The sequence below is a fragment of the Mesorhizobium sp. USDA 4775 genome (genome assembly GCF_054062655.1).
In genome coordinates this window covers 6,202,153-6,215,257 of the sequence record NZ_JBSSFM010000001.1, presented here as the reverse complement: position 1 = coordinate 6,215,257, position 13,105 = coordinate 6,202,153, and the positions used below count along the sequence as shown (strand labels likewise).

The 13,105-nt window shown below is 64.0% G+C and carries 11 protein-coding genes, 1 tRNA gene and 2 pseudogenes; 3 read left to right on the top strand and 11 right to left on the bottom strand.

Features of this window, described 5'->3' with window-relative positions:
• Positions 1-87: 87 nt before the first annotated feature.
• The 6 genes and pseudogenes from ACVILI_RS30500 to ACVILI_RS30475 form a co-directional block, all read right to left on the bottom strand.
• Positions 88-1,341: an ABC transporter substrate-binding protein gene (locus ACVILI_RS30500; protein WP_027047380.1), complete on the bottom strand. Its 1,254-nt coding sequence runs from the start codon at positions 1,339-1,341 to the stop codon at positions 88-90.
• Positions 1,342-1,399: 58 nt separating this feature from the next.
• Positions 1,400-2,913: pseudogene (locus tag ACVILI_RS30495) on the bottom strand (aldehyde dehydrogenase family protein).
• Positions 2,914-2,927: 14 nt separating this feature from the next.
• Entirely contained in the window at positions 2,928-3,704 is a 777-nt protein-coding gene (locus ACVILI_RS30490; protein WP_027047378.1) for an enoyl-CoA hydratase/isomerase family protein, read from the bottom strand.
• On the bottom strand, positions 3,697-5,298 hold the full coding sequence (locus tag ACVILI_RS30485; RefSeq protein WP_038649457.1) for an acyl CoA:acetate/3-ketoacid CoA transferase: 1,602 nt from the start codon (positions 5,296-5,298) through the stop codon (positions 3,697-3,699). The genes ACVILI_RS30490 and ACVILI_RS30485 overlap by 8 nt, the downstream gene beginning before the upstream one ends.
• Positions 5,295-6,311, bottom strand: a complete 1,017-nt coding sequence (locus ACVILI_RS30480) for a Gfo/Idh/MocA family protein (protein WP_038649454.1) — start codon at positions 6,309-6,311, stop codon at positions 5,295-5,297. Before ACVILI_RS30480 ends, ACVILI_RS30485 begins: the two co-directional genes overlap by 4 nt.
• Entirely contained in the window at positions 6,308-7,366 is a 1,059-nt protein-coding gene (locus tag ACVILI_RS30475) for a LacI family DNA-binding transcriptional regulator (RefSeq protein ID WP_019861068.1), read from the bottom strand. Before ACVILI_RS30475 ends, ACVILI_RS30480 begins: the two co-directional genes overlap by 4 nt.
• A gap of 242 nt (positions 7,367-7,608) precedes the next feature.
• On the opposite strand from ACVILI_RS30475, the gene ACVILI_RS30470 reads away from it, so the two are divergent.
• Entirely contained in the window at positions 7,609-8,763 is a 1,155-nt protein-coding gene (locus ACVILI_RS30470; protein ID WP_038649452.1) for a dihydrodipicolinate synthase family protein, read from the top strand.
• 102 nt (positions 8,764-8,865) lie between these two features.
• On the opposite strand, the gene ACVILI_RS30465 is transcribed toward ACVILI_RS30470, so the two are convergent.
• A tRNA-Val gene (locus ACVILI_RS30465) sits at positions 8,866-8,940 on the bottom strand.
• 116 nt (positions 8,941-9,056) lie between these two features.
• Positions 9,057-9,419: a cell cycle two-component system response regulator CpdR gene (cpdR, locus tag ACVILI_RS30460; protein ID WP_006199474.1), complete on the bottom strand. Its 363-nt coding sequence runs from the start codon at positions 9,417-9,419 to the stop codon at positions 9,057-9,059.
• A 163-nt stretch (positions 9,420-9,582) separates the two neighbouring features.
• Between cpdR and ACVILI_RS30455 the strand changes: the two genes are divergently transcribed.
• Both ACVILI_RS30455 and hisN read left to right on the top strand, forming a co-directional pair.
• Entirely contained in the window at positions 9,583-10,524 is a 942-nt protein-coding gene (locus tag ACVILI_RS30455) for an N-formylglutamate amidohydrolase (protein WP_027047377.1), read from the top strand.
• 314 nt (positions 10,525-10,838) lie between these two features.
• Entirely contained in the window at positions 10,839-11,612 is a 774-nt protein-coding gene (gene hisN / locus ACVILI_RS30450; RefSeq protein WP_027047376.1) for a histidinol-phosphatase, read from the top strand.
• A gap of 30 nt (positions 11,613-11,642) precedes the next feature.
• Here hisN and ACVILI_RS30445 read toward each other — a convergent pair.
• The 3 genes and pseudogenes from ACVILI_RS30445 to ACVILI_RS30435 all read right to left on the bottom strand — a co-directional run bounded on the left by ACVILI_RS30445 (position 11,643) and on the right by ACVILI_RS30435 (position 12,978).
• A pseudogene (locus ACVILI_RS30445) lies at positions 11,643-12,465 on the bottom strand (helix-turn-helix transcriptional regulator).
• 108 nt (positions 12,466-12,573) lie between these two features.
• Positions 12,574-12,819 carry a DUF1127 domain-containing protein gene (locus ACVILI_RS30440; protein ID WP_038649446.1) on the bottom strand — a complete coding sequence of 82 codons (246 nt, stop codon included), beginning with the start codon at positions 12,817-12,819 and terminating at the stop codon, positions 12,574-12,576.
• Between the two features lie 3 nt (positions 12,820-12,822).
• On the bottom strand, positions 12,823-12,978 hold the full coding sequence (locus ACVILI_RS30435) for a hypothetical protein (RefSeq protein ID WP_164987199.1): 156 nt from the start codon (positions 12,976-12,978) through the stop codon (positions 12,823-12,825).
• Positions 12,979-13,105 lie beyond the last annotated feature (127 nt).

Sequence of the window (13,105 nt, the reverse complement as noted above, 5' to 3'; positions counted from 1 at the left end):
GTCTTGGGTCGGCATGGTGTCGAGCCGGCCAATCCTGAGATAAAACCTTCCCCGCCGAGGCGGGGAAGGTGATTTCGAGCGTTGCGCTTACTTGGCGTCGTCGATCGCCTTGACCAGTTCGGTCACGGCCTCGTCCGAGGTCTTGATCTGACCATGGACGAACTTCGAGACCACGTCCTTGTAGGCATTGGCGACAGCCGGCGGGGCGCCATAGCCCTGGGCCAGCGAGCCGAACAGCGTGCCGCCTTCATTGGCCTTCTTCAGGTCGGCGATGCCCTTCTTGCCGCAAGCGTCGAAGTCGGTGTCCGGAACGTCGGTACGGGCCGGAACCGAACCCTTGACGACGTTGAAGGCCGACTGGAAGCTCTTCGACAGGGTGGCGGTGGCCAATGCGACCTGGGCGGCCTTACGGTCGTCCGGAACGTTGAACATGCCGAACATGTCGGAGTTGTAGATCACGGAGCCGTCGGTGCCCGGGAAGCGATAGCACAGGAAGTCGGTGCCCGGGGTCTTCTTAGCGGCGTGGAATTCACCCTTGGCCCAGTCGCCCATGACCTGCACCAGGGCATCGCCCTTGATGACCATGGCGGTGGCAAGGTTCCAGTCGCGGCCCGAGAAGTTCGGGTCGACATAGGTGACGAGCTTGGCGAGGTTGTCGAACGACTTCTTCATCGTGTCGGACTTGAGCGAAGCGTCGTCGAGGTCGTTGAAGGCCTTTTTGTAGAACTCGGGTCCGCCGGTCGACAGGACGACCGAATCGAACATGGTGGCTTCCTGCCAGTTCTGGCCGCCGAGAGCGAGCGGGATCACACCCGCGGCCTTGGCCTTGTCGAGCAGGGCGACGAAGTCGTCGAAGGTCTTCGGCTCGGTGCCGCCGATCTTGTCCATGACGGCCTTGTTGATCCACAGCCAGTTGACCGAGTGGACGTTGACCGGAGCCGCGACCCACTTGCCGTCATAGACCGAGAATTTCTGCAGGGCCGCCGGAACCGACTTGTCCCAGCCTTCCTTCTTCGCCGTCTCGGTCAGGTCGCCCATGACGCCGGCCGCGGCATAATCGAGCACGGTGTAGCCGAGCATCTGCGAGGCGGTCGGATAGTTGCCGGCCGCGACCATCGCCTTCAGCGCGGTCATGGCAGCATCACCGCCGCCGCCGGCGACAGGAACGTCCTTCCAGGCGTAGCCTTCCTTGGCCAGGTCGCCCTTCAGCACGTTGAGGGCAGCCGCTTCGCCGCCCGACGTCCACCAATGCAGCATCTGCACTTCCTTGACGTCCGCGGCGTGCGCCGAGAAGGCAAAGCTCGTCGCAAGAGCCGTTCCGATAAGCAGTTTGCGCAACATGTACTTCCTCCCTTGTTGCATTACACGACCGGTGGAAGCCCACCGGGTTCTTCCCAACTCAGCCGACCCACCATCCGGTGCGCTGGCCGCGATGAAACTGGATTGTCTTTTCCTCGGTATAGTCCTCAACGGCGCGTTTGCCGAGTTCGCGTCCGAGACCGGACTGCTTGTAGCCCCCGAAAGGCAGCTCGGGATAACCTTCCATGAATGTGTTCACCCAAACCGTCCCCGAACGCACCCCACGCGCCACCGACATGCAAGTGTCGATGCTGGCGCTCCACACGCCTGCAGACAGACCATAGGGCGTGTTGTTGGCGATGTGCAACGCCTTTTCAATCGATTCAAAAGTGAGCACGGAGAGCACCGGGCCGAACACTTCCTCGCGCGCAATCGCCATGTCCTCGGTGACGTAGCGTAAGATGGTCGGGTCGAGATATTGGCCGGCATTAGAGGCCAACTGCTTGCCGCCGCTGAAGACATTGCTGCCTTCGCCTGCCGCTGCCGCAACGTAATCCGTCACCTTGGCCAGATGGTCGGACGAGATCATTGCGCCGACCTTGGTTTGCTCGTCGAGCGGGTCGCCGACTTTCACCCTGGCGGTGAGCGCCTTGACGGCATTGAGAAAATCGTCGGCGATCGCCTCGTGCACGATCAGCCGGCTGCCGGCATTGCAACACACTCGCCGGCATTGAAGAAGCCGCCGAACACCGCCGCGTCGGCGGCGGCCTGGAGGTCGGCATCGGGAAAGACGATCTGGCCGTTCTTGCCGCCAAGTTCCATCGAGACCTTCTTCAGCAACTGCGCGGCGGACGCCATGGTCATCTTGCCGACGCGGGTCGAGCCGGTGAACGACACCATCTCGACCAGGGGATGGCTGACCAGCGGTGCGCCGACATCGGCGCCCAGACCGGCGAGGATGCTGACGACGCCGGCGGGCAGGCCGGCTTCGAGCAGGATGTCGCCCAGCACGAAGGTCGAGGCCGAGGTCATTTCGCTGGGCTTGACCACCGCCGTGCAGCCGGCGCCGAGCGCGAAAGGCAGTTTCTGGCTGACGATGAGGAACGGGAAATTCCACGGCGTGATGATCGACACGACGCCGATCGGCTCGCGCACGACCACGCCCAGCATGGCGTCGCCGAGATTGGCGTAGCTCTCGCCATGCAGCGTGCGGGCGAGCGAGGCGGCATAGCGCCAGATGTCGACGGCGCCGCCGATCTCACCGCGCGCCTGGGCAATCGGCTTGCCGGATTCGAGCGCGTCGAGCCGGGCGATGTCTTCCAGCCGTGCCTCGATCAGGTCGGCCGCCTTGAAGAGGATCGCGGCGCGCTCGCCGGCCTTCATGCGTGGCCACGGCCCGGTCTCGAACGCCTTGTGCGCGGCCTGCACGGCCGCTTCCACCTCGGCTTGGCCGGCTTGCGCATAGCGCGAAACGGTGAAGCCGTGGCCGGGGCTCTTGCGTTCCAGCGTGCGGCCGTCGCGAGCATCGACGTGCTTGCCGTCGATCAGCAGCCGATAATTTTTCGGCGCGGTTGAGGCCTCGGCGGGCATGGCGATGTTGAGGGGTGCGTTCATCAGGACTGTTTTCTCTAGCTTCTTGAAAATGCTGGCTTCTGCTTGGCCTTGAAGGCGTCGACGCCGGCCTTGAGGTCGCCGGTGAGCGCGATAAAGCCGCTGGCCAGCGCTTCGGTGGCGGCCGCACTTTCCTCGCCCTCGGCCACCGCGATCATCAGCTTGGCCGCTTCCGTCGCCAGCGGGCCACGTTCGGCGATCTTTTCCCCCCAGCTCTTGGCTTCGTCGAATGCCTTGCCGGTTTCGGTCACCCGATCCACCACGCCAAGGGCCAGCGCTTCGGGAGCGAGAAGTATCTCACCACCCAAGGCCATGCGCCGGACCGTCTGCGTGCCGAAGCGGCGCACGGCGCGCTGCGTTCCGGACCAGCCGGGGACGACGCCGATCGAGGTTTCGGGGAAGCCCAATTTCACATGCGCCTCGGCGACCCGGAAATCGCAGGCGACCGCCAGTTCCAGCCCGCCGCCCAGCGCATGACCGGACAGCACGGCGATCGTCGGTTGCCGCAGCCGCGCCAGCCGGTCGAACACGCGGTGACCATAGCGCACCCATTGCACCTGGAAATCGGCGGCGCTCATCGCACCCCAGGCCTCGACATCGCCGCCGGCGCAAAAGCCCTTGCCTTCGCCGCGCAAGAGCACGACGCGCACGCCTTCGGCCATCTCTGCCTCGTCGAGCGCGGCTTCCAGCGCCCTCAGCATCGGAATGTCCAGCGCGTTGAACTTTTCCGGGCGGCGCAGCGTGACGATGCCGATGGCGCCGTCCCTTTCGAATATGACGAGGCGCTCAGCCATGCGCGTCTCCGAGCGAGGCGCCGCCATTCAGCGACAGGCCGATCGGCCGATCCTGGTAGAGTGCCGCCGGCGTTACCTTGAGGTCGTTGGCGACACCGAGCGGCATCTCGGCCTGCGCCAGGACATCGCGCTCGAGGTCGATGCCCGGCGCCAGCTCGGTGACCATCAGGCCGTCGGGCGTCAGCTTCATCACGCAGCGCTCTGTAACATAGGTGATGTCCTGGCCTTGGGCGACGGCGCGCTTGCCGGAAAACGAGATGTGCTCGACCTCGTTGACCACCTTCTTGACCTTGCCCTCCTGGTCGATGCGGATGCCGCCATCGGCCAGCGAAAGCTTGGCGCCGGCATTGAAGAAGCCGGAGAAGACGATCTTCTTCGCCCGCGCGGTGATGTCGACAAAGCCGCCGGCGCCGGCGGTGACATGCGGCCGCGCCGACAGTTTCGACACGTTGACCGAGCCGTGGCGGTCGATTTGCAGGAAGGACAGCAGCGAGGCGTCGAAACCACCGGCCTGGAAATAGATGAACTGGTGCGGTGAGGGCATGATCGCCTCGGCGTTGGAGGCGCAGCCGAACTTGAAGTCGAGCAGCGGCACGCCGCCGACCGCGCCCTGCTCGATCACCCAGGTGACCTTGCCGTGCTGGCCTTCTTCCAGAAGGATGCGCGGCACGTTGGCCGAGATGCCGAAGCCGATGTTGACGGCCATGCCGTCGCGCAATTCCATGGCGACGCGGCGCGCGATCACCTTCTGCACGTTCATCTCGGCGTTGCGGAAGGTCGACAGCGGCCGGAAGATCTCGCCCGAAATCGCCGGGTCGTAAGGCGTCAGCGTCGTCTGCAACTGGTCGGGCGCGACAACGATATGGTCGACCAGCACGCCGGGCACGCGCACGTCATGCGGCTTTAGCGTGCCGTTCTCGACGACGCGCTTGACCTGTGCGATCACGATGCCGCCATTGTTGCGGGCGGCGAGCGCCTGTTCGAGGCCGCCGAGATAGGCGCCCTCATGCTCATAGGTGAGGTTGCCGCGCTCGTCCGCCGTGGTGGCGCGGATGATCGAAATGTTGGGCACGATCGAGCGGAAATAGAGCCATTCCTCGCCGTCAAACTGCTGTACCGAGACGATCGGCTCGCTGGCCGCCGCGTTCATGGCGCAGCCCTGATGGCGCGGGTCGGCGAAGGTGTCGAGACCGACCTTGGTGAGCACGCCCGGCCGTTTGGCGGCGGCCTCGCGATGCATGTCGAACAGGATACCGGACGGCACGTTGTAGGCGGCGACGGAATTGTCGCCGATCATCTTCCAGATCTGCGGCGGCTCGGACGAGGAGGGGCCGGATGGATAGGAACCGCACAGCGTGCGCTTCAACAGGCCGGGCTTGGCCAGATGATCGATGCCCTTGATGCCGTACATGTCGCCCGCGGCGATCGGGTGCAGCGTGGTGATGTTCTTGGGATGACCTTCGCTATCGAAGCGCTCGCCGATGGCGGCCAGCACCGCGTCCGGACAGCCGAGCCCGCTCGACGACGACACGGATACCGTCATGCCATCCTTGATCAGGCTGGCTGCCTGCGCTGCGGAAACGACCTTGCTCACTTCATGCTCCCGAGTTTCGGGTCGATCTTGACGGCCTTGCCGGAGCTGGCCGATTGCAATGCCGCCTCGGCTGCAGTGAGCGACCAGACGCCGTCCTCGCCGGTGGCGGCAGGCTGGCCCTTGCCGAGGATCGCGGCATGCAACTGACGCACCGATCTGACGTAGAGGTCCTCGCGATCGAAGCTCAGTTGCTCCTCGCCCTTGGCCGTGCGCAGCAGCACCGAGCCGTCCGGTTTCTGGGTCATCACATCGCTGGCGATCAGCGAGCCTTCCGGACCATGCACCTCGAAGCCGGTGCCGGCGAATTTGGTGGTGAAGCCTTCATGCGACTGGGCGATGAGGCCCGACTTGAAGCGCCAGATGCACATGGCGCCGTCTTCCAGTCCGCCGCCGGCCATGCCGGCCGATTGCGTGAAGGCCGAGACCTCGACCGGATCGTCGCCGAGCACGAAGCGCAGCGTGTCGGCATCGTGCACGGTGATGTCGAGCACCACGCCGCCGCCGGCTTCCGGCTTGGTGATGCGCCAGCCCTGCAGGGTCTCCGGCAGATAGACGGAATGGAAGACGCGTGCGGCGATCGGCTTGCCGATGCGCCCCGATGCGATGGCCTCACGCATGGCGCGATGCGCGCCGGCGTTGCGCAGATGATGGTTGGTGCCGAGCACGATGCCGGCCGCCCTGGCCGCCGCCACCATTTTTCGGGCGTCGGCGCTGGTCAGCGCCAGCGGCTTCTCGCACAGCACATGCTTGCCCGCCTTGATGGCGGCTAGCGCCTGGTCGAGATGCAGCTCGTTGGTGGTCGAGATGTAGACCGCGTCGATGTCGGACTTCAGCAAGGCATCCAAGGTCGACACGGCGGATGGAATCCCGTTTTCCCTGGCATAGGCCGTGGCGCGTTCCGGATTGGAACTCATCACCGCCGCGATCTCGCCACCCTCTTGCGCGCGGATGGCGTTGATCATGAACTGCCTGGCGATCGTGCTGGCGCCGATCAACCCCCATTTGACACTCACGCGGCGCCTCCCGTTCCCGTCGGCCTGTTTCGCGTGCGGAGATCCGGACCGCAGCTTTCCCTGACCACGAGATTGACCGCGCCGATATGGTCTTCGGCCCGCGTGGTGCGCGACTGGATCAGCTTGAGCATGACGTGAGCGGCGCGCTCGCCGAGGCCGGCTGTGTCCACCGCGACGCTGGTCAGCGCCGGCATGTAGTGTTCGGCCTCGACCACGTCGTCGAAGCCGACGACGGCGAAATCCGGTCCCGGCTCAAGCCGGCGCTTGCGCAACGCCAGCATCACGCCAAAGGCGACGGCGTCGTTGAAGCAGAGAGCCGCGGTCGGCGGTTCAGCCATCGTGAGAGCGGTATCCAGGCAGGCGAGGCCGCCTCTGCGGTTGGTTTCGCCCTCGACGACCAGCACGTCGCGGGCGGAGATGCCCAGCGTCTCGCAGGCCTCGCGAAAGCCGCCCAGCCGTTCCTGATAAACCACCAGATCCGAGGTGCCGCCGAAGAAGGCGAGCCGGCGATGTCCTTTGGCGATCAGATGAGCCGCGGCAAGATAGGCGCCGCGATGATTGTCGGGCGCGATCACAGGGATGCGGCTTTCGGGCAGGCGGCGCATGGCGAAGACCACCGGCACGCCCGCCAATTCCAGCCGCCGGAAAGCGCCTGGCGTGGTGCCGCGCGCCGGTGACACGATGAGCCCGGCGACGCCTTGTTCCATCAGCGACTTCAGCACCTCTTCCTGGCGCACCGGATTCTCCGCCGTATTGGCGATGAATGGCACGATGCCGGCCGACTGGAAGACGCGTTCCATGCCGACGGCCAGTTCGGCGAAGAATGGGTTGGTGAGGTCGTTGATGACCATGCCGATGACGTTGGAATGGGCCTTGCGCAGATTGGCGGCGCCGCGGTTGTAGACATAGCCTACATCCTCGATCGCCTTGCGCACCTTGACCGCGGTTTCAGGCCGGATCAGCCCGCTGCCCTGGAGCACGAGCGATACCGTCGATTTGGACACGCCCGCCTCGCGGGCAATGTCGAATATCGTGGCCTTGGCCCGGCTGGCCATCTCGATGCGTCCTCCCAGTTTTCCCAATCGAATTTATTGGAACGTTCTAATCACTGGTTCAATCTTGAGTCAATCGCGAATTTTTCTCAGCCGCAAAAACTGATTGTTCGTACTCAAATGGCCCATCAGGAAAGGCTTCCTGTGCTGCAGCGCAGCATTTGCCGCCAACTTCGCTCCGAATCTTAAAGGTTCTTGATTTATTGGAACGTTCCATTTAATAGGCGCTGCGAAGGGAGAGGTCGATGGATATTGTCTTGCCTGCCGAAGGTGGCCGCAACGCCCGCTACGCGCTTGTTGGACAGCCGGTGCAGCCGGCGATCGGCGCACGGTTTTCACGCGTCGCCTATGCCGCCGCGCATGTAGTTGCCGATCCCCTCGAAATGACCGATCCATGGTCGCGGCCCGCGGTCGACTGGGACAGCACAATGGCGTTCCGCCATCATTTGTGGCGGCTCGGCTTCCGCATTGCCGAGGCGATGGACACCTCGCAGCGCGGCATGGGTTTCGACTGGGCCAATGCGAAGGAATTGATCCGCCGCTCGATCGCCGAGGCGCGCACCGTCGAAGGCGCCGATCTTGCCTCGGGTGCGGGAACCGATCATCTGGCGCCGGCCGCTGCCGGGACGCTCGACGATGTGATCGCGGCCTATGACGAGCAGTTCGCCTTCATCGAAGGGCAGGGCGGCAAGGCGATCATGATGGCCAGCCGCGCATTGGCGGCTGTCGCGAAGGCTCCGGACGATTATGCGCGCGTCTATGACCGCATCTTGAGCCAGGCCTCCGGCAAGGTCATCCTGCACTGGCTGGGTGACATGTTCGACCCTGCCTTGAAGGGCTATTGGGGCAGCCGCGATTTCGAGACCGCGCTCGATACGGTGGTCGCCATCATCGAACGCCACGCAGACAAGGTCGAGGGCATAAAGATATCGCTTCTCGATGCCGGCAAGGAAGTCGCGCTGCGTAACCGGTTGCCGGACGGCGTCGTGATGTTCACCGGTGACGACTTCAACTACCCCGAACTGATCGCCGGCGACGGCAACAGGCATTCGCACGCGCTGCTTGGCATTTTCGACGCCATCGCGCCGGTCGCCAACGCCGCCCTGGCAAGGCTCGCCGAGGGCGACCGCGCCGGCTATGACGCGTTGATGGCGCCGACGGTGCCGCTATCGCGAAAAATCTTCGAGGCGCCGACCGAATATTACAAGGCCGGCATCGTCTTCATGGCCTGGTTGAACGGCCACCAGGACCATTTCACCATGGTCGGGGGCATGCAGTCGGCGCGCGGCATCCGCCACTACGCCGAAATCTTTCGCCTTGCCGACCAGGCAGGCCTGCTGGCCGATCCTGACCTTGCCGTATCACGGATGAAGAACCTGTGTGTCGTCGCAGGCATCTAAGCCGAACGAGACGTTTTCGATCACCATCGAGCGAAGGCAGAGCTACGTGGCGCTGCGGGGGAGCCGCAGTTGCGTGCGTGATACCGAAAGTCTGAGATTGGATGGTGGGCGTGACAGGGATTGAACCTGTGACCCCTGCAATGTCAATGCAGTGCTCTCCCGCTGAGCTACACGCCCATCCGAAGCCGCGCATACACCATTTTTGGTCGGGCGCGTCAATAGCGAGAAAAAGGAAAGAAGGCGTCGTCTCGCCGCACCGGCAAACAGATGCCGATGCCTCGGTTGAAGGCGGCTCAGGCCGCCTGCAGCATCTTCTCGACCTCGTTGACGAGATCGCGCAGGTGGAAGGGCTTCGACAGCACCTTGGCGTCTTTCGGCGCCTTGGAATCCGGGTTCAGCGCAACGGCGGCGAAACCGGTGATGAACATGACCTTGAGGTCGGGATCGATCTCGGTGGCGCGACGCGCCAGTTCGATGCCGTCCATCTCCGGCATGACGATGTCGGTCAACAGCAGCGAGAACGGCTCCTCGCGCAGCCGCTCATAGGCGCTGGCGCCATTGTCGAAATCGCTGACCTGGTAGCCGGCGCGTTCCAGCGCCTTGACGAGGAAACGACGCATATCGTCGTCGTCTTCCGCCAGAAGAATGCGTGCCATGATATCCCGTCCGAATCACCCGCCCGAGACTGCCGCCCAGGCAGCCCGTTAACCATCCTGTATATGAGGCGGTGACGGTAAACATCAAGTGAATGCTGCGAAGCATTATCCGCATTCGGCGGGGCGATGCGGATGGCGAAATGCTGGACATGCGGCCAGCAAGGTGGCACTTTCATATCATGATGCATCGGTGTTTTCGGGTTCGTGCAAATTGAAGACGGCAGCCGAGGATTTTTCGGTCGTTCAACCCTTCGAAATCCGATCGGGCGTCGAACAGCGCGTCCCCTTCCTGTTCAACTCACCACATAGCGGCCGCTACTATCCGGAACGCTTCCTCGCCATGGCGAGGCTCGACCGCAACGCCATCCGCCGCTCGGAAGATTGCTACGTCGATGAATTGTTCGGCGGCGCCGTGGCGCTTGGCGCGCCGATGCTGGCGGCGAATTTCCCGCGCGCCTATCTCGACGTCAATCGCGAGCCTTGGGAACTCGACCCGCGCATGTTCGCCGAGCCGGTGCCGTCCTTCTGCAACATCCGCTCGGCGCGGGTGGCCGGCGGACTTGGCACGGTGCCGAAGCTGGTGGGCGAGGGGCTCGACATCTATTCCGGTCGCCTGCCGCTCGCCGAAGCCGTCGCCCGCATCGAGGCCGTTTACAAGCCCTATCATGAAACGCTGAAGCGGCTTTTGACCAGGACCCATGCCCGTTTCGGCTTTGCCGTGCTGATCGACTGCCATTCGATGCCGGCAAGCATCCGTGTCGGCGACAGCGGTCTGCGGCCGGACTTCATCATCGGCGACCGTTTCGGCATCTCGGCCACCGCTGCCCTGACCGAGACGGCGATCGGCCTGTTGACCGCGATGGGCTATACCGTTGCCCACAACAAGCCCTATGCCGGCGGCTTCATCACGGAGCACTATGGCCGCCCGGCGCGTCATCTGCATGCGCTGCAGATCGAGGTCAATCGCGGGCTCTACATGAATGAACGGACGTTCGAGAAGACTGCCGGCTTCGACGCGCTGGCCGATGATCTGACGCGATTTTCAGCGGATCTCATGGCGATGCCCGACCATCACTTCATCGACCTGCCGCTGGCCGCGGAGTGAAATAGCCGGCCCGAGGCGCAGGCGTAAAAAAAGACCGCATCGTTTGCACGATACGGTCGAAGTCTAGGGAGGAAACGCCCAAGGAGGGCATGGACAGGAAACCCTGTCCGAGGTTGAGGGTATTGTGCGGTGCACAAATGTCAAGCGATCTTCAGGCTTTTTTAATTCAGAGTGATGTGGAAATTGCGTTTCGATGACGCAGATGTGACATTCGGGCAACAGATGTCGCCGCGAATAAATCGATAAACAGGCTTGTTTTGGCGGGAAAGTGTCGGCAGAGCCCGGTGAGGCACTCGGCAATGCGGGAGAATCAGTTGGACATCAGCATCGATTTCATGCGCCGCATCGCGCAGGCGGCAGCGGTCGAGACCTTGCCGCGCTTTCGCGCCCAGGGTGCCGTCGCCAACAAGGAAAAAGGCAGTTTCGACCCGGTCACGGAAGCCGACCGCGAGACCGAACGCGCCATCCGGGCGCTGATATCGGCGCAGTATCCCGACCATGGCATTCTCGGCGAGGAGCATGGCAGCGAAAACACCTCCAGCCGGCATGTCTGGGTGATCGATCCGATCGACGGCACGCGCGCCTTCATCTCCGGCCTGCCGGTGTGGGGGACGCTGGTCGGGCTGACCGTCGACGGCGACGCGGTCGCCGGCATGATGGCGCAGCCTTTCACCGGCGAGCTGTTCTACGCCAACGCCTCGGGCTCGCACTATGAGGGGCCGGGCGGTCCGCGCAAGCTTTCGACCCGCAAGACGACAAGGCTCGACGAGGCGACGCTGTTCACCACCACGCCGGCACTGTTCAAGGGCGAGGCGCGCACGCGCTATGACGCGTTCGAGAAACAGGTGCAGCTGGCCCGCTACGGCGCCGATTGCTATGCCTTCGCCATGATCGCCTCGGGGAGCGTCGACATCGTCGCCGATCCCGGCCTGAAACCCTACGACATCGTGGCGCTGATCCCGATCATCGAGAAGGCGGGCGGCGTCGTCACCACCTTCGATGGCGGACCGGCGGAAAAGGGCGGCGATGTGCTAGCGGCGGCGACGCCGGAGCTTCACGCGGCGGCCATGGCTGCCCTTCGCGGCTGATATCTCCGCGCTTTCTTTGAAGCCGTTGCTTCAGCGCGATCTGATCGAGCGCTGGAATTCCGCCGGTGTGCGTCCATAGGCCTGTCTGAACGACGCGCTGAAATGGCTGTGGCTGGAAAAGCCGAGGTCCATGCCCAAAGCGGTCAGATTGTCGTAGCGGCCAAGCAGGTCGAGCGCGCGCGCCAGCCGCAGGCGCAGATGATAGCGATAGAGCGGGATGGCCTCGACCTGCTGGAATATTTGCGTCAGATAGACCGGTGAGACTCCGACCTCGGCGGCAATCTCGGCCAGCGTCCAGCGCCGCGACAGATCCGACGCCAGCACCAGCTTGGCGCGGTCGACCAGCTTCTGCCGTCCGGGGCTGGCGCCCGCGACGTGCGAAGTGCGCTCGCCGAGCGAGCGCCGCACACCAGCGTTAGCGCCAGCGTCTCGGCCTCCAGCGTTTCGGCGACATTGCGGCTCAGGCTGTGGCGCAACAGCGCCACCAAGGCCTGCGCGCGCGGATCGATGCGCCGGCGCTGGCGGCGAAACGCCAGGACACCACCGGCGCGCAACTGCTCCTGCGGCGCCAGTTCCCGCAAGTGGCCTTCCTCGATGACAAGGTCGAGGCAGGCATCGCCGCCTTCGACAGGGTGGCTGATCTGGTAGGCCTCGGCCTTAGCAGCTGGTTGGCTTCCGCGACCGCATCATTGCGGCCGACATGGCGCACGAAGACGCCGCGATAGGCAAACACCAGATGCGTCGCCGACGTGCACTCCTCATCGCTCCTGTGACGGCATTCGCCGCTGCAGACGACATCCCGCACCCTGACAGTGCCGGTGTCCATAAGGAGCTGAACCTTGAATTGCGACATGGCCGTTGCGCTCATCCCTCGTGCCGGAAACTGATTCCGGCATTGCGATGGGCACTTTAGGCAAGCGGCCTGCCCAATCTTGTCAGGAGACTTTCTCGCTGGGGCTGCTCAATCCCATGAGCGGCGCCTGAACTCCGAATAGGCTTGGCCGCGTGACAGACCGATGTCCTTGAGCTGTTCGTCGGTCATTTCCAGCAAGGCAAGCCGGCTTCGGCGCTTCTCCATCTGGCGGGCGAGCCATCTCGCCGCCGCGATGCATTGGGCGTGCAAGGCGTGCAGGGTGGTTTCGGTGTGGACTGGCGGCACCTGGGCCTGGCCAGCCAGGCGTTGTGCCGCTGCGTGATCGGTGCGCATGGCTCAATCCTCGCTCACGCCGGCCGCCGAGGCGCCGGCCTCGTTCAGCGCCGTCGCGCATTCCTCGCAGCAGACCTCGACGGTCTTGCCGCCGACCTTGACGCGGATCGGGTTGGCATCCAGCTGGCAATCGCAGGCGGCGCAGGTTTTCTCGGTCATGATCTCATCTCCATGGCGTTCAATTCGACGCATTGAGATGAGCATTTCGGGGTGGGGGCGGGCTGTCATAATCTTTAGCGGTTTGCCCGCCGCGAGGGGCGGCTGGCCGACCATCCTGACAACGGTG